Annotated in this window: 19 protein-coding genes; 9 read left to right on the top strand and 10 right to left on the bottom strand. The window is 43.4% G+C overall.

Annotation, left to right across the window (positions count from 1 at the left end; translation table 11 throughout):
* Positions 1-914 precede the first annotated feature (914 nt).
* The gene (locus F6K64_RS16925) at positions 915-3,257 is read right to left on the bottom strand and encodes an eCIS core domain-containing protein (RefSeq protein ID WP_287265887.1); all 2,343 of its coding nucleotides are present in this window, start codon (positions 3,255-3,257) and stop codon (positions 915-917) included.
* Positions 3,258-3,517: 260 nt separating this feature from the next.
* Positions 3,518-5,227: an eCIS core domain-containing protein gene (locus F6K64_RS16930; RefSeq protein WP_008181763.1), complete on the bottom strand. Its 1,710-nt coding sequence runs from the start codon at positions 5,225-5,227 to the stop codon at positions 3,518-3,520.
* Positions 5,228-5,529: 302 nt separating this feature from the next.
* Here F6K64_RS16930 and F6K64_RS16935 point away from each other — a divergent pair, with 302 nt between their 5' ends.
* On the top strand, positions 5,530-5,913 hold the full coding sequence (locus F6K64_RS16935) for a XisI protein (RefSeq protein WP_008181765.1): 384 nt from the start codon (positions 5,530-5,532) through the stop codon (positions 5,911-5,913).
* On the opposite strand, the gene F6K64_RS16940 is transcribed toward F6K64_RS16935, so the two are convergent.
* Positions 5,914-6,126, bottom strand: a complete 213-nt coding sequence (locus tag F6K64_RS16940; protein WP_071986840.1) for a hypothetical protein — start codon at positions 6,124-6,126, stop codon at positions 5,914-5,916. It lies immediately after the preceding gene.
* Positions 6,127-6,441: 315 nt separating this feature from the next.
* Here F6K64_RS16940 and F6K64_RS16945 point away from each other — a divergent pair, with 315 nt between their 5' ends.
* Positions 6,442-7,383, top strand: a complete 942-nt coding sequence (locus tag F6K64_RS16945; protein WP_008181767.1) for a cobalamin-binding protein — start codon at positions 6,442-6,444, stop codon at positions 7,381-7,383.
* A gap of 247 nt (positions 7,384-7,630) precedes the next feature.
* On the opposite strand, the gene F6K64_RS16950 is transcribed toward F6K64_RS16945, so the two are convergent.
* The 3 genes from F6K64_RS16950 to F6K64_RS16960 form a co-directional block, all read right to left on the bottom strand.
* Positions 7,631-7,927 (bottom strand): SitI3 family protein, encoded by a 297-nt coding sequence (locus F6K64_RS16950; protein ID WP_008181769.1) that lies wholly within the window; start codon positions 7,925-7,927, stop codon positions 7,631-7,633.
* A 139-nt stretch (positions 7,928-8,066) separates the two neighbouring features.
* Positions 8,067-8,231, bottom strand: coding sequence for a hypothetical protein (locus F6K64_RS16955; RefSeq protein WP_154659727.1), 165 nt, complete (start codon positions 8,229-8,231; stop codon positions 8,067-8,069).
* An 18-nt stretch (positions 8,232-8,249) separates the two neighbouring features.
* Positions 8,250-8,429, bottom strand: coding sequence for a hypothetical protein (locus F6K64_RS16960; RefSeq protein ID WP_131827158.1), 180 nt, complete (start codon positions 8,427-8,429; stop codon positions 8,250-8,252).
* Positions 8,430-8,781: 352 nt separating this feature from the next.
* On the opposite strand from F6K64_RS16960, the gene F6K64_RS16965 reads away from it, so the two are divergent.
* Together F6K64_RS16965 and F6K64_RS16970 are read left to right on the top strand one after the other, a co-directional pair.
* Positions 8,782-8,997: a hypothetical protein gene (locus tag F6K64_RS16965; protein WP_008181771.1), complete on the top strand. Its 216-nt coding sequence runs from the start codon at positions 8,782-8,784 to the stop codon at positions 8,995-8,997.
* A gap of 36 nt (positions 8,998-9,033) precedes the next feature.
* Positions 9,034-9,159 carry a hypothetical protein gene (locus F6K64_RS16970; RefSeq protein WP_267872005.1) on the top strand — a complete coding sequence of 42 codons (126 nt, stop codon included), beginning with the start codon at positions 9,034-9,036 and terminating at the stop codon, positions 9,157-9,159.
* A gap of 421 nt (positions 9,160-9,580) precedes the next feature.
* On the opposite strand, the gene F6K64_RS16975 is transcribed toward F6K64_RS16970, so the two are convergent.
* Complete coding sequence (locus tag F6K64_RS16975) at positions 9,581-11,005, bottom strand: DUF4139 domain-containing protein (RefSeq protein WP_008181773.1); 1,425 nt, start codon at positions 11,003-11,005, stop codon at positions 9,581-9,583.
* 870 nt (positions 11,006-11,875) lie between these two features.
* On the opposite strand from F6K64_RS16975, the gene F6K64_RS16980 reads away from it, so the two are divergent.
* Together F6K64_RS16980 and F6K64_RS16985 are read left to right on the top strand one after the other, a co-directional pair.
* On the top strand, positions 11,876-12,610 hold the full coding sequence (locus tag F6K64_RS16980; protein ID WP_008181775.1) for a hypothetical protein: 735 nt from the start codon (positions 11,876-11,878) through the stop codon (positions 12,608-12,610).
* Positions 12,570-12,893 (top strand): substrate-binding domain-containing protein, encoded by a 324-nt coding sequence (locus F6K64_RS16985; protein ID WP_207554315.1) that lies wholly within the window; start codon positions 12,570-12,572, stop codon positions 12,891-12,893. The genes F6K64_RS16980 and F6K64_RS16985 overlap by 41 nt, the downstream gene beginning before the upstream one ends.
* 150 nt (positions 12,894-13,043) lie before the next feature.
* Here F6K64_RS16985 and csaB read toward each other — a convergent pair whose 3' ends face one another.
* Together csaB and F6K64_RS16995 are read right to left on the bottom strand one after the other, a co-directional pair.
* Complete coding sequence (gene csaB, locus F6K64_RS16990) at positions 13,044-14,087, bottom strand: polysaccharide pyruvyl transferase CsaB (RefSeq protein ID WP_008181779.1); 1,044 nt, start codon at positions 14,085-14,087, stop codon at positions 13,044-13,046.
* Between the two features lie 361 nt (positions 14,088-14,448).
* The gene (locus F6K64_RS16995; RefSeq protein WP_008181781.1) at positions 14,449-15,978 is read right to left on the bottom strand and encodes a YifB family Mg chelatase-like AAA ATPase; all 1,530 of its coding nucleotides are present in this window, start codon (positions 15,976-15,978) and stop codon (positions 14,449-14,451) included.
* A gap of 543 nt (positions 15,979-16,521) precedes the next feature.
* Here F6K64_RS16995 and F6K64_RS17000 point away from each other — a divergent pair.
* The 3 genes from F6K64_RS17000 to F6K64_RS17010 all read left to right on the top strand — a co-directional run bounded on the left by F6K64_RS17000 (position 16,522) and on the right by F6K64_RS17010 (position 17,962).
* Positions 16,522-16,950 (top strand): hypothetical protein, encoded by a 429-nt coding sequence (locus F6K64_RS17000; RefSeq protein ID WP_008181783.1) that lies wholly within the window; start codon positions 16,522-16,524, stop codon positions 16,948-16,950.
* A complete protein-coding gene (locus F6K64_RS17005) occupies positions 16,884-17,372 on the top strand; it encodes a Fic family protein (protein ID WP_202799176.1) in 489 nt (162 codons plus the stop codon). The genes F6K64_RS17000 and F6K64_RS17005 overlap by 67 nt, the downstream gene beginning before the upstream one ends.
* 308 nt (positions 17,373-17,680) lie before the next feature.
* Positions 17,681-17,962 carry a hypothetical protein gene (locus F6K64_RS17010; RefSeq protein ID WP_008181786.1) on the top strand — a complete coding sequence of 94 codons (282 nt, stop codon included), beginning with the start codon at positions 17,681-17,683 and terminating at the stop codon, positions 17,960-17,962.
* 240 nt (positions 17,963-18,202) lie between these two features.
* Here the strand turns inward: F6K64_RS17010 and F6K64_RS17015 are convergent, their stop codons facing one another.
* Positions 18,203-20,926 carry a hybrid sensor histidine kinase/response regulator gene (locus F6K64_RS17015; RefSeq protein ID WP_008181787.1) on the bottom strand — a complete coding sequence of 908 codons (2,724 nt, stop codon included), beginning with the start codon at positions 20,924-20,926 and terminating at the stop codon, positions 18,203-18,205.
* Between the last annotated feature and the right edge of the window lie 56 nt (positions 20,927-20,982).

The raw sequence follows: 20,982 nt of genomic DNA on the forward strand, positions 1-20,982 counted from the left end.
GGGAACAGGGAACAGGGAATAGGGAACAGGGAGCAGGGAGTAGCGATGCAGCGCGGTCTTGGGGAGGCAGCGCGGTCTTGGGGGTCCCCCGGAGACGAAACCTTAGACAGTTGAGCCTTTATGGTTGGTAGGTTATGCAAAAAAGGGTTAAAACTTATTGATTAAGGCTCAACTNGAACCCTGACTCCACTAAAATCTGCCCCAAACGACTGTTCCATTGGTTTCCGGATACTTAAGGCGATCGGCATCCCCGACCCCCTTGCCTGTTGGATTGAGCTTTCTAACTCTGGGGTAGCCGCCATTCCACCTTCGATGGATTGAAGCTGCACCATTGGCTTCCTCTTGAGTTCCTCTTGCTGACCTTGAGCTTGAATCGACTGATGTTGAGTTGACAAACTAGAAACTGGTGCATTAATCCGGTCCACTACTTCCGATGCTACTCGGTCCGCTTCAAGCTCATACTTATCCCCAGCTTCACCAATAGTTAGCTTCGCCTGTACTGGATTGCCCTGCTGCCAATGACCCATTAACTCATGGGAAAGTCCCCTAAACATTGGCATTCGCTGAATTGGTTGCCCACTAACAGGGGAGACACTATTCAGCAGAGGATCTTGGGAACGATGAACTTCTCCAGATTTGTATTGCTGGGATTTAATTAGATTACCCAGTGCTCGGTTGCCGATTATCCCTTGCAGTTCGTCGATTGGGTGGTATGTTGGCTTCCTATTTCCTGATACTATTGACTGATCTCGAGCTTGTGTCTGTCTAGTTTGGCTTTGTCGTAGATTACCCATGAGCTTGACTAAATCTTAAATAGTTTGCGAAATTAACAACCAATCATATTACCGAGTAGGTTATCGGTGTAGGGGAGTGAAACTGTCAGTCTGGATTGGGAATATCCCCATCCACTTCAACTATTGGGCTTTTTTTATGATGATCTGTTCCAATTCTGCTAAGAAACTCTCGATGGCAGTAATTGTTGATTGTGCCATCCTTTCAACTAGACCTCTCTGAGCATTGGTTATCCTTCGTGGTCTTCCTTGATGAAAATTTGGGAGCAAGTCATTTAAAACTTTTCTAATCTCAGCATTTCCAGAGTTATTAACCTGTTGTTGATAAATTTGCTGAACTCCATACCAATCTAAACCTAGACCCATTCCGACTTGAGTTATCCAGCCTCTTGGGTGGGCATGAGACTGTGCCGATGTCAAAACCTTTCTCAAAGCAGATCGGAGTATATTTGGAGGAATATTCCTTCTTAAAATCAACTGCTTCTCGTGAGGGTTGTAGTTTGGTAGGGGTCTTGCTTTGAGGCGCTCGCCTCCACCTGCTGTTGATGTAGCTATTGCCGCCTTGGGCTTGAAGAAGGCATATTCCTTGAGATCTCCTCGGAGGCCGCCGAGTACATTTTTCATAAGCTCCCTTCCTTCCCCACCTTTGATACCGAACAATCGATTTTTGAGTCCGCTGTTAGGGTCTGTTGGATTCTTTAAGAGTGCTTCATACTTTATAAGTGTATTAGGTTCAGGAAAATATGGTGCCCTAGGATCTACTTTTGAAATAATCCGACGAACCTTCATATCAATTTTATTAGCCAGTACACTCAAATCGTCATCAGCAGGCAAATCTCCACCCTGAGCCCCTTGACGCAGCTCGTACCCACCGCTGGCAAGATAGGGGAGTTGTCTTCCTTTAGTCTGATGACGTGTAAGGAGTTGGTCGTACTTGGAAAATAAACCCATGGGTTGATAATGACCGTGTCGAGATTGCTCCTCTGGAACTTTGAGACTAAGCGCGTCGGCATCCCCAATATGAATATAAATGTTTGGTATGTTAAATCGATTTTTTAGGTCATTCACACATCTTTGAGTGTATTGGCTTTTAGTTATTTCATCCCTAAATACCCCATAAGGTAGATAGTTAGCTTCTTTTAATGTTGCTTCTGCTTGATCCTGCTCCTGAGTATTAAGTGTCCCGAAGTCTGTTTCTATCTGATTTGAATCTGCCTTTTGGTTGGTAGATTTTTTAACCCAAAACGGTTCCCATGTAAATCCAAAAACAATCCCTGGATAGTTAAAATTGCCTGTATTATTAATCACATCTCTGATTTCATCCTCACTTCTAGCCCTCATTAAGCTTTTGTATTTATTCACCCCAACTACTAGCCTAAATCGATAAGACATCTCTGTTTTATCTTCAAACCCCTCCTCATACTTAGTAGCGATTGCGTTTGGAGTTGTACCTCCCGGATAGGTAGGAACATTTGCCACATAGCCGTAATTAAACTGGGGATATGGTTGATTGGGTCGATGACCAACTAACTTGTGATGTACATAGGAAGTCCGAGGAGGATTTTGTCCCTGCTGTTGAACAGTTTTTAGTTCGTACTTGTCTTGGAACTGCATCAAAGACATACACTGGATCCTAGCTACAGGAGCTGCGCTGACCCTAACAGATTGATTAGTCACAACTTTGCCACCTCCTTGCTGCACCACATGAGTCAACTCATGAGCAATTAACTTTTTCCCCTCCTGACTCCCAGGGTTATATTCCCCCTGCCGAAAGAAGATATCTTTACCTGTGGTAAAAGCACGAGCCTGAATTGATTGATTCAACTGGTCAGATTGGGCATCAGCGTGAACCCTGACTCCACTAAAATCTGCCCCAAACGACTGTTCCATTGGTTTCCGGATACTCTGTGCGATCGGCATCCCCGACCCCTTTGCCTGTTGGATTGAGCTTTCCAACTCTGGGGTAGCCGCCATTCCACCTTCGATGGATTTAAGCTGCACCATTGGCTTCCTCATCAGTTCATCTTGCTGACCTTGAGCTTGAATCGACTGATGTTGAGTTGACAAACTAGAAACTGGTGCGTTAATCCGATCCACTACTTCCGATGCTACTCGGTCAGCTTCAAGCTCATACTTATCCCCAGCTTCACCAATAGTTAGCTTCGCCTGTACTGGATTGCCCTGCTGCCAATGGCCCATTAACTCATGGGAAAGTCCCCTAAACATTGGCATTCGCTGAATTGGTTGCCCACTAACAGGGGAGACACTACTCAGCAGAGGATCTTGGGAACGATGAACTTCTCCAGATTTGTATTGCTGGGATTTAATTAGATTACCCAGTGCTCGGTTACCGATTATTCCTTGCAGTTCCTCGACTGGGTGGTATGTTGGCTTCCTACTTCCCGATACAAGAGACTGATCTGGAGTTTGTGTGTTTTTGGTTTGGCTTTGTCGTAGATTACCCATGAGCTTGGTTAAATCTTAAATACTCGGCAAACGTCACCTAATCATGATATAGCCGAATGGCACTGAGGGGGTTCACCTCAAGACCGCGCTACATCCCTACCAACGTGGCATAGCTTCCTTTGTTAACCCAAGCAACAACAGAGCAGGGGTAGGGTGGGCAAATGATGAGAGTTTGGCAATTTAATTAGGAATCATGTCCATTTGCCCACCCTACAGAGTGCGATCGCACTACGAGGCAAGCGATCACGACAGACCTTATTTCATTTACTGGAATTCTCTATCAATTTTTGCAGGGTTTTACTTGCTATTTCCATTCTTTGGGTGTGATCCACTTCTTCTTCCTCGTCAGACTCATCCAGTTCTTCTTCTTCGTCATACTGATCCGCTATGGGAGGGTCTTTGATCATATCCCAATCAAACCTTTCCATTATTTCCTGAAATAATTTCCCTTTCTCTTCGGCTGTTAGACTGCCGATCATATGCTCCAAAAACTTTTTGTCTTGTTTCGTGTCTTCTTTACCTAGTACTAGATTATAGCTATATCTCTCCAAGGATCCAGCTATTAAAGAGTTCCTTCTCATTGTAGGTGGCTGCTTTTCATATCTTGTATTTGGTAATTTTTTGAAATCCTTGGCTCCTTGACGGTAATTTTCATTATTGAGCTCTATTGTTAATAGAGAACCGCGATTTTCTACTTTAGCTCTCTTGCCCATCGCTAACATTGTTACACTCACTGGTGCTTCTTCTTCCAGAGGGAGAAAGTAAAGCAATTGAGGGTACGATTCATCTTCGTTTTCTGTTTTTTCGTAAGCCTTTAGTAACTCTTTCGCCTTTAAGGCATCTTCATAACTCCAAAACTCTAAATCAATATCTTGTGGGGTTCTCTCAAAACCATATTCCGTTTTTGCTGCGAAACTACCACCGATTCTATAGTTTAATGTTTCCAACTGTTTTTTAACAATATCGGCTATCCAGTCAATTAATTGTTTCTTTTGGTCATCCTTTTCCTCAGGAGCTCTTTGCACAGGTTTCTCATAATTGGATATTGGAAACATTGTTAAAGGGGTGTTAAGTATAGAAACAGGATGTTGTAATGCCTCTTTTCCTTTCAAATTTGCTTCCTTTTCAAATCCCGCATCATCGTTTATATTTATCCCACTTTTAAAGTTTATCGTAGACCGCAATTTACCTTGGTTTTGCTGCACCACATGGGTCAATTCATGGGCAATCAATTCCTGCCCTCCTCGACTCCCAGGGTTATATTCCCCCTGCCGAAAGAAGATATCTTTACCTGTAGTAAAAGCACGAGCTTGAATAGATTGATTCAACTGGTCAGATTGGGCATCATTGTGAACCCTGACTCCACTAAAATCTGCCCCAAACGACTGTTCCATTGGTTTCCGGATACTTAAGGCGATCGGCATCCCCGACCCCCTTGCCTGTTGGATTGAGCTTTCTAACTCTGGGGTAGCCGCCATCCCACCTTCTACAGATTGAAGCTGTAACTTTGGCTTCCTCATCAGTTCATCTTGCTGACCTTGAGCTTGAATCGAGTCTGGTTGATTGCTGTGACTAGTCACTGGTGTGTTGATCCGATCCACTACTTCCGATGCTACTCGGTCAGCTTCAAGCTCATATTTATCCCCAGCTTCACCAATAGTTAGCTTCGCCTGCACTCGATTGCCCTGCTGCCAATTGCCCTTTAATTCATGGGAAAGTCCCCTAAACATTGGCATTCGCTGGATTGGTTGCCCACTCACAGGGGAGACACTACTCAGCAGAGGATCTTGGGAACGATGAACTTGTCCAGATAAGTCTGGCTGGGATTTAATTAGATTACCCAGTGCTCGGTTACCAATTATCCCTTGCAGTTCCTCGACTGGGTGGTATGTTGGCTTCCTACTTCCCGATACTATAGACTGATCTCGAGCTTGTGTCGTTCTGGTTTGGCTTTGTCGTAGATTACCCATGAGCTTGGTTAAATTAAGAGTCGGCAAACGTCACATCATCATCATAGAGCCGAACAGTGACTGGATCAAGAACAGTATCATAAAACTACTTTGGCAAGGGCTCTACTATCAGCGATCGCACTGGAATCTGAATTGTTCTATCGTAACCATTCAGCTCATACGCTATAGGCAAGCTATGATAACAGCGTTCAAGCGGATCGCTTCTTTTAAGCTGACTGCTGAGTGCTGATAGCTGTTGGCGTAGCCTGCCCGTAGCGCATATGCTTACTTATTTATGACGCCATTAAAGAGGTGATTTTACAATGTATAACCTAGAGTTTTATCGCCAGATAATTCAGTCGTTGTTGACGGATTATGCTGCCATTCCCATCGCCAATGGAGTGATTGATTGCTACACGGTTTTTGATACGAAACAAGACCACTACATGGTAATGACTGTGGGATGGGATGGCTATCGGCGGGTCTATGGTTGTGTTTTACATTTAGATATTAAGAAGGGAAAGATTTGGATTGAGCAAAATATGACGGAAATGAGAATAGGCCAAGAACTTGTGGATCGAGGGGTAGCGAAGGACGATATTGTGCTGGGGTTTCAAGCACCAGAATTTCGGCAATATACGGACTATGGTGTTGGATACTTTGTAAGTATGGTAGGGTGGGCAAATGATGATAGTTTGGCAATTTAATTAGGAATCATCGACCTTTGCCCACCAGCATGGTAGGGTGGGCTCGTCTTGCGCTTCGAGGATAGATTCATCCCCTTGACGAATGGCTCGTCCATAAGCCAGCACCTCCTCAAATGCCGGTTCATCTTTAAAAGATCCTGTAATTTGTTGTAGCCAATTCATCGGTTGGGGGGTCGAAACTTGCTTCTGTAACTCCGCGATCGCATCCTCTATGGCTGTTAGCCTTTCCTAAGCGAGAAGTGTTGATTGTCATTTGAGTTTTTCGTTAATCAGTAAATCAATTGACATTGTTATAATTCAATATAACAGAATTCGGAATTAGTTGGTTGGATTTTATTCCCTCAAGCCAATCTACAAGATCGGCGTAAGGACTTGTTTTTTTTGGCAATTAATTGTACTATTAAATCGTTTGTTTTGAACAATGCAAATAGATGGTTTGTTACATTTCATGCTATAGATGGTGCGTTACATTTCATTAACGCACCCTACAAGAGATGCGATCGCACTGAATTTATCAAGGTCTAAACTATGCTTTCACAAAACCTGAGAATTGTTACTCTGCTCCCCAGTGCCACGGAAATTGTGGCAGCTTTAGGATTAACTGATGCCATTGTGGGGCGATCCCACGAATGCGACTATCCCGCAACCATCAAAAATCGACCTGTCTGCACCGAGGCTCAAATCAATAGCGACAAACCTAGTGCCGAGATTGATGATGATATAAACAATCTGGTAAAACGTGCCTTGAGTATTTACCAAGTAAAAACTGATGTTTTAGAACAATTGCAACCAACCCACATTGTTACTCAAGATCAATGTGATGTCTGTGCTGTCAACTTCGATGTGGTCGAGAAAGCAGTTGCTAACCTTACTAATAGCCAGCCTCAGATAATTTCCTTGCAGCCAAACTTGCTAGCTGAAGTTTGGGCAGATCTTGAGCGAGTTGCTACCATCTTGGGAGTAGAGTCACAATCTTTACTGAAGCAATTACAGTCTCGCGTCGAAACCTGTAGGCAAAAGACACAGGAAATCTCGGAAAATCACCGCCCTACTGTTGCTTGCATAGAGTGGACTGATCCTCTCATGGCTGCTGGTAACTGGATTCCTGAATTAGTAACAATTGCAGGTGGTAATCCTGTGTTTGGAGCTTTAGGTAAACATTCCCCTTATCTGGAATGGGATGCTCTAGTAAAAGCTGATCCAGACGTAATTATTGTAATGCCTTGCGGCTTTGATTTGGAACGCACAACACAAGAAACCCAACAGATGGCTCAACATTCGCAGTGGTCAAGTTTGCAAGCGGTACGCCAGCGTAAGGTTTTTGTTACTGATGGTAATGCGTATTTCAATCGTCCAGGACCAAGACTAGTAGATTCAGTAGAAATGATAGCGGAAATTTTGCATCCAGACCTGTTCACCTTTGGTTATCAAGGCAGTGGCTGGGAACGGTTTGAGGTAGGAAATGCTTAAGTGCGATCGCATTTTGTAGGGTGGGCATTGCCAGTTTCCCACTCCCCTACCTGCCCGAATTCACCAAAGCAATGCCCACCAAAAAGTCAAGCTACCCACAGTTAATCTATAGCGTTTCTCATACCTATGAGGTACAGTATTCATGGGCGCTTATTACCTTAAGACCTTCTTACTTCTGCCTTCTGCCTTCTGCCTTCTGCCTTAAAAGGATAAGTTTTGTCCTCATGACTCTGAGAATTGCTATAAATCAGGCAGAACAAGGGAACACCTGCAACTCATAGGTTAATTTAAACTGGTCTATTTCAGAAATAATACTAGGCTCCAGCATCTCTTGATTTAAGATTAATTTATCTCCCAAGCGCTGCAATACAACCGTTTCATAATTAAATAGCAAAACAGCTTCTCCGACAGTCTGCTGTAGCAAAGTTATGGTTGCTCGGATCAGAGTACGCAAGCCCCCTTCATAATCTTGATTGGGATTAATCCGAAAACCAACAACTAAAGTAGCTCGAAAACCAAAGTTTTCCTCAGTAACATCTTCCATCGATCTTCTACATCAGCATTAATAAGTATTCCTGGTGCTTTTAAGTTGTCTTGTCGCCACTCCAAACTGGGTTGGAAGCAGTGCGTACACATTTTGTAGGGTGGGCATTGCCTGTTTCCCACTCCGCTACCTGCCCGAATTAACCAAAGCAATGCCCACCAACCACAGATAGAAGATAGTGCGATCGCATTTTGTCGGGTGGGCATTGCCTGTTTCCCACTCCGCTACCTGCCCGAATTAACCAAAGCAATGCCCACCAACCACAGATAGAAGATAGTGCGATCGCATTTTGTCGGGTGGCCATTGCCTGTTTCCCACTCCGCTACCTGCCCGAATTAACCAAAGCAATGCCCACCAACCACAGATAGAAGATAGTGCGATCGCATTTTGTCGGGTGGGCATTGCCTGTTTCCCACTCCCCTACCTGCCCGAATTCACCAAAGCAATGCCCACCAACCACAGATAGAAGATAGTGCGATCGCATTTGGTAGTGCGTAAGCATTTTGTCGGGTGGGCATTGCCAGCCCTACGATTAATTATGATTACCTGTCGGTGGGCAGTGCCTAGTCAATCTCTCTAAAGGTTGACAATTTTTCATAGGCACTGCCCACCCTACGATTAATTATGATTAATTATGATTAATTATGATTAATTATGATTAATTATGATTAATTATATCAAAAATGTAGACAAATAAAATATATTTTATCTTCCTTATTATCCCTTCTACCACACTGCTAACTCTTACCAAATTTTCTCCATATTTCGTAATAAAAAAAATTCCTAAACCCCTTGACAAGTAATTAATTTGTTAATATATTAATAATATACCCAGTTTCAAGGTATAGTTTCCAATGAGCAAAAACATTAATCCGAACTCTGAAAACCCAAGTCGCAAATCTAAGAAAGTCAAGCACATATTGATCGGTTCTCCTGAGGAGGTTAAGAAGACAATTTATGCCATTTATTCCCTTAAATACGCCTATCCCGACGAGTGGAGCAATCCGGAGCCTACCGGAAAGCCTGGAGAGGTTATGACCTTTTTGATTCGATATTTCTACGTAGACTAGGATAGGAATTTGCCAGGGTTTTACGCCCTGGCGACAATGAATAGTGAAAGTTGTTTTGTGGTCAGCATATGCGCTACGCGCACGCTACTTGAGGTGCGGTCAGCGGTCAGCGGTCAGCGGTCAGCCTTGGCCACAAGCCTTTGGCTGATAACTGATAACTGATAGCTGATAGCTGATAGCTGATAGCTAACTCGATCAGAATCTACTAATTGATCAAGAGTTATCTAGATTTGAGTGCAGCTCAGCTGTATTGGAAGCTTATACCATAGAATTCGGTCAAGCATTGGAGTTAACCAGAGCTTGACCGATTTTTTTTATTGCTATAGTTATAGAAGCATTTAGTAGGGTGGGCATTGGTTATTTCAAACTTCCAATCCTTCAATGACATACATTAGCAGCATTTGGTAGGGTGGGCATTGCCTGTTTCCCATCTCCCCTACCTGCCCGAATTCACATAAGCAATGCCCACCAAGCGCAGATCGCATTTGGTAGGGTGGGCATTGCTTGAAACCAACTCCCAACCCTGCCCGAATTCACCTGAGCAATGCCCACCAACCTTTGAAATAATATAGTGCGAGGGGCACTAGTATTTGATCATCACGCTATAGGTTATTTTAACTTCTTCACCGGGGTTGATACTAATCGGAAACTCTACTGTTTTTGCATCTAGTTGATTGTAACTATGGCTGGTTTTTAAAATTTTCCAGTCACCACTAAATCGTTCCACAACCCATACTTGTGCTTGGTCTTCTTTGCGATTGCGGATGGAAATCTCAACGCTGTCTTCTGTCACCCTGTTAGAGATTTGTTTGTGAGCCGTGCGTTTGCGATCGCCTACTACATCAAAGGAGTCACCAATATATAAACCGACCACCTCATCCCTTGGTGTATGATCAATTAAGTCTTCACCTAAAAACTGTAAGTTACCGCGCCGATCAGCTTTATAAACTCTTACCTTTCCCTTAGGCAAAGGCATCCCCATATTATTAGTTTTAGTATTAGCCAACTCTAGGATAACATTAACTTTATCCTGGTGGCTGTCCTCTCCTTGCCCTGGAGGATTTATACGACTATAATACCACTGTTTGCTACTATCAAATATCAGTTTACGGTTTACCTGTACCTCTGCTGCAGAAAGTAATGTCATCTGTTTGGTTTCATTATTTTGTACAGTAGTTGTGCCATCCAAGGTGTAGAGATGATACTCAAAAAACGTTTCTTCTTCAAACTGAGGCTGGGCAGATCGTGCCTTGACAGATTTTAACATCATCACTTGTGCTTGTTCATATTCTTCCACCCGACGAACATCCCCAGCGATTAACTGCAACTGACTGTTTTCATAGGTAGCACCGCTGCGATTGTCCAACGTTACCCAGCCGGTGATATCTACCTTGCTCTCATCGTCACTAACAACTGCTACATAATCAGCTTTCCAGGTAATGGCATTAGCAATATAGGAAACTTCCGTAGCATGGTCTCCTGCTTCACTTACCTCAAGTTTCCAGACCAGAGAAGGACGAGAGACTAATCCCTCTGGCATTTCATTCAGCTCCATTTCACCAGAGGGATTAAGCACAACGTTCCCATTAGGCAAACGAATAGCTAGTTTCTGTGACTGATTGCTACCTCGATAGGAATTTTGGCTAGCCACCGTCACTTCAGGAGGATTCAGCAGCTTACCTTCGAGTATCTCTATCTGTCCATCTGGGTTGACTCGTCTGAAGCGGATAGTCTTGCCAACTGATTTATTCAAGATGGTTATTGGATTAAGTAAATCATACTGGTAGTTTTGTTCACGCACCATCACACTATTAGGTGCAGTCACGGATTTGAAACTAATTGAAGTCGGGTCGATTTGTGCTGCCACATCCTCGTAGCGTACTAAGTTTGTACCCTGCTTCAGAGAAAGCTGGCGCTGCTCCCGGACTACGGCGAAGTTTTGATTATAGATAGTTAGGGAAAAGCCTTGGCTCTGTTTGGCTGTGGAGATAATCGGGTTGTCTGCCATGGTTATTCTAATTTAGGTTATAGCCTCTAGGTTTTAGGCAATAGGATTAAGACTATCGTTTGCTAGCCCCGGCTCAAACACGGAGGCTGTCAACTGCTTTGCTTATACCTAAGACCTAATACCATTAGTCTAATCCCTATAATTTATGTTATAATTACCGTTTTTATGCTATCCCTCAGTTCATAGGTTATTACCCATTACCTATAGCTATTATAAATAGGTTGTGAACTATCACGGAGGCAGGATGCCAACAATAACTATTATTTTGGGTTTCTGGATGTTCACAACTCGTTTATAAACCCTAGCCCATTACCAAATAACTCTAGGTAGCGTTCCTGAGGCTAGTATTGATGTCAGCTATTAGCTATCAGCTATTAGCTATCAGCGTGTCGCGTATCAGCTATCAGCCATTGGCCGTAGGCGACGCTACTTGAGGTGTTTATGCGCTACAGATGGTGCTACTTGAGGTGCTTTTGAATAAAATAAGCTGACTGCTGACGGCTGACTGCTGAATGCTTAAGTATTGATTAATCTTATTTACTTTTAAGACTTAAGAGTGCCAAATCGATTAAGCCAATTTGGCGCTTATTGACTAAATTCAGTCAATTTTGTCTTATGCGATCGCACGCCGATTTTTCGGATTACAAAAGTATGCAAAAGTAAGCGTTTATATATAGATGACTCCTGGTTAAAGTTTCGCTATTTCCACTCTATATATAAACCAAACAAGTCATATTGGCCACATGATTGATTTCACAATACTTAAACTATTAATTAAAAGTATTATGGTCACGGGTTCATAAGGATAGGTTTTTAGAAATCATATCCACCTACCTAGAGGTAAGGTAGTAGAGTTGTCAAGAGACAAAAATGACAAAAATAAAAATCAGACTATCGAAAAGTCATGACCAGGAATTCGATATCACATTGATCATATCTAATCAACCAGAAGACCTGAGAGGTTTTTTACCGCCCCAACCACCAGATTTGCAATCATCATTCAATCAATGGCTGTCCGGCTATCGTAGTTTAGAGGGTGTACGCCTCGAACTCAAAAATGTGATTGTTTCTTCCGATGTTCAGAGCCAGGCTAGGGAAGTGATAGCCTGGGTAAATGAATGGCTCAACTTTGGCAGTAGCCAATGGCAGCCGATCCGGGATAAATTAATCGAAGTAGGAAGCCGATGGCAGGGTGCTAAAAAAGAAGAAATGTACATCATCCTTGATTTTCCCGAGGAGAAGTTTATTCAATTAGGTCGTATCCCTTGGCAAGAGTGGGATTTGTTGAAAAACTACTACTCAGACTCTGAAATAGCTTTAAGGCTTTATGGTAAGCAAGCTCAGACAATTATTACCATTCAAAAATATTGGAAAGTCCGAATTTTGCTGGTTGTGGGAAGGAGTGACGACATCCAAACCGAAAACGATATCAAGATAGTTAAAAATTTAGAAAAAAAAGGAGCAGAGGTTAAGTTATTACTTCAGCCTACCAAAGAAGAACTATCGGAAGCACTTTGGCAAGAACCAGGCTACCAGATTTTCATCTTTAGTGGTCACAGTAGCTGTGATCAGCAGACGCCAATTAGCTGGCTTGAGTCAGGGTAAGCGCAAAGAGGTAGACCAACCGATTCAAAGGATGCAGCCAAAATTAAAATTGAAATACGAGGAAAATGAAACTGAACTACCAGGCTCTGTTACTGGAATAAAAATGTTATTAAACGGGCAGTTATATTTTGCTCAATCCTCTCGGTACATCACAGATAAAGAAAGTTACCAGGCCAGACAAAATGGCTTTAGTATCAGAGCAATCCCCGTCGCCATTAATGGTATTGCTATAGCGGTTAATCCTAACTTAAAAGTAAGCATTCAGCAGTCAGATGACCGCTGAGAGCTGACTGCTGAATGCTTACAAAAGTAAAAAGTCAAAATTAACAATTAACAATAGGGCTCCTAAATCAAATGTGATAATTTTTGATGCCATATTCCCTACTCCCTACTCCCTACTCCCTGTTCCCTTTGCTAAAGTAAAAATTAACAATTAACAAACTTCCATCAGCACATCCTGATGCATCCTTGCCCGGTCTACCAATGACTGAATTTGATCTTTAGTCAATGCTTCACCATTAGCATAGTGTTCTAGCCAGGTTTTACTAATCACATTGGGGTCATCTGGTAAACTAGCAACATCCCATCCAGGTAAATCCAGTTGCTCCATCAAGTAGTTAACTTTGGGGTCATAACTGAGGGCAAAACATCGACATTCTTCCGCTGCTGCCATAATCAAACTGTGGTAGCGCATCCCAATCGCCATTTCCACCCCCCGAAATAATCCTTTCAATTCTCTAGGGTCTTCTATAGAAAAGATCTGATGGGGACCCGTTAACTGAGACGCAATAGATTGGGCAATGGCCAAATCTCGGGAAGCTTGGAAAGGGACTAATAAAATACAGGTTTGTGTGGCTTTCTGAAAATCCACTAAGGCATGGGTCAGATTATTCAGGCGTTTGGGAGTTAGGGTAGAATGCGATCGCAAAGTAACTGCTACTCTTGGTGCTGGTAAATCCCACAATCCTGGTACAGGTTTGGAGTCTAATGCCCAAACTGGATCCGGAGCCATAATAAAGGGAATTTCCCAATCTGCTAGGAGTGTCGCTGAGCCATAATCCCTGACACTGACTGCTGTACATCCGGTGAAGGACCGCTGGGCTAGCCAACCAATCAGCCGACGCTTAATTGGACCAACCCCCTGGGCCCAAGCAATGGTTTTCAGACCCATCCTTTGGGCTAATCCCATTAAACCACAGTAGTAGAGAGGGCTAGCGGCACTAGTCACATCTTGGATTAAACTACCACCCCCCCAGATGAATAGTTCGGAAAGGCGCATAGCTTTGAGCACTGGTAGGGTAGACATGCGATCGCAACTTTCCACTCCATAGCGCTGACGAGTTTGACTAGGGTTACCGGAAAGGACTATCGGCTTCACTGACTTTGGTAGCATTTGCAGCAGTGACGCTAACAATGCTTCATCGCCACCGTTGCCCTTGCCGTAATATCCACATAAAACTGCTTTGACTTGCTTCATGCCTTCAACTCGTCTTGGCTACTACTCCCCATATTCCCATCCGTGAGTGTAAAAAAAATACCAATTAAAGTAGGGTGGGCAAAGTAATATTATCTAGAATACTCATTTGAACCAAACTGTTTTTGCCCACCCTACAAGCTATATTCCCATCTGTTAACCGATCCGTTAACCCATCAATTGCCCCTGATTGCATCCTATTGCATGGGATCAATAGCGTGTAAAAAAAATACCAATTAAAGTAGGGTGGGCAAAGTAATATTATCTAGAATAGTCACGCATAACCAAACTATTTTTGCCCACCCTACCAGCTATATTCCCATCTGTTAGATCGATTAACCCATTAATTGCCCCTAATTGCATCTTATTGCATGCGATCAATAGTACGATATTGAATGGCTTCAGCAACATGTTCAGTTTTAAGGTCATCATTACCACTCAGGTCGGCAATGGTACGGGCAACTTTGAGAATACGGTCGGTGCCTCTAGCAGAAAGACCAAGTTTGCGAATAGCGCTTTCTAATACATTACGGGAAGTATCATCTAATTTACAGAATCGACGTAGATGATGGCTTTGCATCTGAGCATTGCAATGAAGAGTCGGTTCAGTTTGGAAGCGGTCACGAGTGCGATCGCGTGCGACTTGGACTCGTTCTCGCACCGGTGCTGATTCTTCTCCTGTAGACTGTCTAGTGATTTCTTCAGGTTTAAGCCGATTGACAGCTACTTGTAAATCAATGCGATCCATTAATGGTCCTGATAGCTTCGACCAATATTGTTCCCGTTGGCGAGGGGAACAGCTGCAGGGTTGAATTGGGTCACCAAAGTATCCACAGGGACAGGGATTGGTACTAGCCACTAAGGTAAACTGAGCAGGAAACTGTACCGATTGGCGGGTGCGGGAAATAGTGACTTGTCCGTCTTCCAAAGGTTGGCGTAAGAACTCTAACACATTGCGCTTGAATTCTGTCAACTCGTCTAAAAATAGAACTCCCCGGTGGGCTAAGGAAATTTCCCCCGGTTTCGGAAAACTACCACCACCGACAAGAGACGGACCAGAGGCGGAATGATGGGGACTGCGAAAAGGGCGATCGCAGATCAGTTTGCCGCGATTTTTCAATAAGCCAGCAACAGAATAAATTTGAGTGACCTCCAAAGCTTCAGCAAAACTCAACGGTGGCAAAATTCCCGGTAATCGTCGCGCCAACATGGTTTTACCACTGCCAGGAGGACCGACAAAGATTAAATTATGTCCCCCAGCCGCAGCAATTTCTAAAGCTCGACGCCCATGAGCCTGACCTTTAACATCCTTTAAATCCGGTGCAGTAGACTGGGTTACTTGCAACTCCCCCACGCTATCAATCTCTACCGGTGAATAGCGGTTTGGCTGGTCAAGGAAATCAGCAACATCGGATAGGTGCTCAAATCCATACACAGTGATGCCATTCACCACTGCAGCTTCTGTAGCATTGTCAGCAGGAACCACTAAGCCACTAATTCCCATTTGCTTTGCTGCCGCAGCAATTGGAAGTACACCAGCCACAGGTCGCAAACTGCCATCAAGAGACACTTCTCCGAGAAATAGGTGGTCTCCCAATAACTGAGGATTTAACTGTTCCGATGCCGCTAAAATCCCGACACTGATTGGTAAATCAAAACTAGGACCTTCTTTCCGTAAGTCAGCCGGGGTCAGGTTAATCACAATCTTGCGTATCGGAAAGGCAAAACCAGCATTTTTCAGTGCTGCTTTCACCCGTTCTCTAGACTCTTGGACAGCGGTATCCGGTAAACCAACGACTACAATTCCCGGTAAGCCACCAGACACATCTACTTCAACCCCTACTTTTACAGCATCAATGCCGATAATTGAACCACTCCAAACCCTAGCCAGCATAGTGTTAGCCTGATAAGTGTTTTGGGACAAGGAAAATCAAATAAGGGGAGAGTAGGAAAACTCCCCATCTCCCCATTACCAGTCTCACTTTTTCCTTCGTTTCTCTTTTTACGAACCTTCACTTAAAGGCAAGTATAGTGCTTATCGCCTGGAGAGTTTAACCGGGAAATTACATAAATCAAGAGTACTGATCTCCTTTCCATAAAAGGGATGTAACCTAGGATTTTCCGGGAATCGGGACTCGGGAATCAGTAATTGGGACTCGGGAATCAGTAATCAGTAATCAGTAATCTTACGACCATTAGCCATTAGCCATTACCTATTACCAAAAATCCAGGGACTATTTGGGAAGACATTAATCGAAGTTGATATTACAGATAGTTTTCCACTAACGCAACAATTATAGTAGACCTCTTACAAAAGTATTGTTCTGATAGTGTTTGTCTCAATTCTTGTTCAGGTGATCCGCTGCTCCGAAGTTCCCTGTTCCCTACAACTGCCGCCAAGTCTAGTATACTGAGGTTGGGTTGATAGGAATTACCCATGCAGTCGTTTGAACCAGGTTTTATTGAGCGCCAGCTGATTACTCAAAATCTACTGCGTACTATCCGGCTGATTGGTGAGTACAAAGGCAAGCAAGAACTGTTCAAAGAACAGTCACCCCAAGTTTTGCAAACACTACGTCAGGCGGCGATTATTCAGAGTACGGAGTCCTCCAACCGCATAGAAGGCATTACAGTGCCCCTGGAACGCATCAAGGAACTGGTAGCGGAAAAAACTACGCCCCGCGATGAAGCTTCGCTTCCGCTAAAAGCGATCGCTCCGAACAAGAAATTGCTGGCTATCGAGATGTACTTAGTACCATCCACAGCAGCTATGCTAACATCCCTTTCACTCCAGGGGTGGTGTTACAGCTGCATCGTGACCTTTATCAGTTTTCTGTTGGTGAGGGTGGGCGCTGGAAGTCGGTAGATAATCAAATCAGCCAAACTTACCCAGATGGTACAAAGGTTGTGAGGTTTCAACCACTTGCGGCTTATGCTACACCATCCGCGATGGAACGCTTGCATGAACAATTCAATCGCCTCTGGCAGTCTGAGCAAATCGAACCCTTACTGCTCATCCCCACCTACGTCTTAGATTTTCTGTGCATCCACCCTTTTAGTGATGGCAATGGACGGATGGCTCGGCTGCTGACACTACTGTTACTATACAAAGCTGGTTACGAGGTGGGGCGGTTTATTAGTTTGGAACGCATTGTAGAACGGACAAAGGAAAGCTACTACGATACACTTTACCAAAAACTTTGGGTAATCGCGCCCCATCCTTCTAGGACTGCTTTTCCTTTTGTGTGCTATAATAAGAGTATAATTAATAAACTTTTCTTTAGATAGGTATGATCTAATCATAAGTAGACAACGTAAAAAATATGTATTAGATACGTATTGCGTAATTTGGTCTAACGACTATAACGTCTATGAAAAATTAGATAAGAAAAAGTATCTGTCTATCCATATAAAAAGGTACGGTGGGGCACACCGAAACCTGGATCCATGATCTAAACGCTCGGGGAGATTTGTCCTCTACTTTTCCTGGTTCCGGCAAGGGATAGCAAGACGAGTCGTAGATCCAAGAATCCCCGTTCTTCTAGGACGGGGAGTGTCAACAGTCCTCCCAAAGCTGGCATCAGGGACAGCATAGTTTGTTACCTTGGTGGGAGTATTTTCTGGGAGTGTTGGTGCTATCAGCGTACCGGGATTTTGAGCAACGGGTTGGGTTAGTAACCTCAACCAAAGGCGCTAAAACAGCGATGGTGCTAGATGCCATTAACAATATAGTTGGAGATTTTTCGATCAAGCATTTACAGGATCAATGTCCTACTGTAGGAATTGATCTGATTCGTCGTATCTTGCGCCAGGAAAGGAAAGCTGGGCGGCTCGAATGCCTTGGGCGAGGGCCAGATGCCCGTTGGCGGAAGAAATAGGTACTGTACCTATTAAATAGGTACTGACAAGCTAGTTAGTACCTATTTAAGGGGAATTTCCGTTGGAGAAGCTGTGTGCTCAGGCTTATGTCCGCACCTTCAAAGCCCAGTGGCAAGCACAACAGTTGCTGATCTGACTCCCCATCTCCCCACACTTAAAAAACTTACAACACTTAACACACTTAACACACTTGAAACACTTACAACACCTCGTTCTCTTTCCCTGTTCCCTGCTAGATATTACAAATATTGTTCCACTAAGGCAAGAATCTTATCTTCTTGAAACCCTTGGGCTAACTCTTTGAGGTTGTTAGCAAAAGCCATATATTTGTGATCCAGTTCTTCCAGGTAGATAGCTCGCTCCCGAATTTTTTTCATACTGCCCAACATCGCCAACTCATACAGCACTTCCATCTCTTCTAGTGGCGGAATCACTAGTTCAGTTGGCTCCACTGAACCGTTTTCAGGGTTTATCTTTGAAACCTGATCATTCTGTTCGTAAACCCACTCCAGATGTAAATACTTTCCTAACAAGCTCAATAACTTTGGTTCATCTACGGGTTTGGACAAAAAGGCATCACAACCAGCAATTTGACTCTTTTTCTGATCCATATCCAGTACACTAGCAGAGATAGCAATAATTGGCACTTCCCTAATCTCTGGGATTTGGCGAATTTCCTTAATGGCTTCAAACCCACTTTTAACCGGCATAACTAAATCGCTCAAAATCAGATCCGGTTGGATTTGTTGAGCCAAGTCAACTTCCTGCTCACCATCTTCACCAGTGACCACCTCAAATCCCAAGGGTGCAAGCATATTCTCAAGAACTAAGCGGTTTTCGAGTTTGTCATCTACCACCAATAGCCTACGTTTTTTACCTCGATATCCTATAATTTTATCTGGTATTTCAGCTTTAGTTTCCCCACTGATCGCTGCCAGATTAAAACTAACTTCAAACCAGAATTTTGACCCTTTACCCAATTCACTGGTGACCTTGAGTTCACCACCCATCAATTCTACTAATTGTTTAGTGATAGCTAATCCTAAACCTGTGCCCTCAGAGCGGCGTTGAGTATCACCCACTTGTTCAAAAGGTAGGAATATTTTATGTAACTGCTGGGGATTCATACCTACCCCAGTGTCAATAATATCAAAACAAATAGTAGAAGTATTAACTTGATACTCCTTAACCCTCACCCCCAAGGTTACTTGACCTTGCTCGGTAAATTTAATGGCGTTTCCTAACAAGTTTAGTAATACTTGTCGAAGTCGTTTTTCATCAGCTATAATTCCAATAGGTAAGTTAGATTCAGTTTGGTATTTGAACAAAATATCTTTCTCCAACGCCCGCATTTTTATCACTCCCACAACACTGTCGAGGAAGTTAGCAAAATGGATATCATCGGGGTAGAGTTCCATTTTACGGGCTTCGATTTTGGATAGGTCTAAGATGTCGTTGATTAGGGTCAACAAATGAATCCCGCTTTTGTGGATAATTTCTAAACCATCAGTTTGGCGGAAACTGAGATTATGTTCTCGCTTAAGAATTTGAGCATAGCCAAGAATGCCGTTGAGGGGGGTGCGCAATTCATGACTCATATTCGAGAGAAATTCGCTTTTAGCCTGGTTGGCAACTTCTGCTTTGTCTTTCGCCTCTGCGATTTCCGCCGTGCGTGCTTCCACCCGTTGCTCTAAGGTTTCAAAGGATTCTTTAAGTTGCCGTGCCATTTGGTTAAAGGATTCACTCAATTCCCCGACTTCATCGGAGCGCTTAATAGTTAAAGTTTTATTCCATTTCCCTTTAGCAATGTCTTTAGCAGCCCTATTGAGATGTAAAATCGGTTTTATTACCCACCGTGCTGTAAAAATGCCAATGATTGTTGCTATAATTAGAGCGTAAATACACAACAGTATGGAGAGCCTGGTATTGGCGTTAATTTCCGCCATAAAATCTGACTCTGGGATGACAACTACCACTAGCCAATCCAAACCGCGCTGGTTATTCAGAGGAGTAATTTGGACAAATTGACGTTCTCCATCAAGCTTAAAGTTAAACTGCTGTGCTGCTTCAATTTTGGAAAGATTGCCAAGGTTTTCAAGCAAATACTGTGCTGTAATTTGGGTTAATGGGTTTTGACTGTCTGTGGCCTTCAATCGTTTAGGTGGATTGTCTTGATGGCTGAGTACAAATGGTTGTTCAGATGTTGAACTAGCAATTAACTCTCCTGACGGTTCTAAAAGAAAAACTTGACCAGAAGGACTGATGGTGAGTCCCCGCAGGAAATCACTAATCAGGCTAAGAATAAGATCAACAGCTATAACACCACGAAAATTTCCTGTCTCGTCTTGAACAGGGGCAGACAAAGTGATTCCGAGTTTACCATCATCAGAAAAGTTGTAAATTTTGCTCCATCTGGGTAATGGTGACTCTACCGCACTGATATACCAGGGCCTTTTGCGCGGATAGAAGGGTTTGGAGACCAACAACTGAGTCCGCTGACCTTGGTCGTCTAAAGCATAGGTATTGCGCATCGGAAAATCTCCGAAGTCCTTAACAACGAATTTTCCATCTGGTTCCCGTCTGGCAAAGGCATATTCTAGCTTTTCCGGATTGCCTGCAATATAAATGGAACGAACAGACTCAAATAGTTTGACTTGTTTCCAGAGGTGACGTTCCAAGACAGCAAGATTGTTAAAACTTAATTGTTGGAGCTGCCAAGCATTGATATTACTTTGAACAATAATATAAGGGTACTCTAAGTAATTATTCAGATGCTCTTGGACGCGGTTAGTGATTTCGCTCTGTAACTGGAGTGCAAGTTTATTAACCGCTTTCTCGCCATTTCTAAAGGAGAGATATCCTACTAATCCAACCGCTGTGAAGATCTGCAATACAAAAGGAACAATCAGGACAGTTCCTAAGGAAACCTTGGAAACCAAACGGTTGAGGGGTTTGATGGTCATCGTCATGACTTTGAAAAAAACAATTGCTCTTCAACCTTGAGCTAGATTTCAGTTTG

It is taken from the genome of Moorena sp. SIO3A2 (assembly GCF_010672265.1).
Lineage (GTDB): Bacteria > Cyanobacteriota > Cyanobacteriia > Cyanobacteriales > Coleofasciculaceae > Moorena > Moorena producens.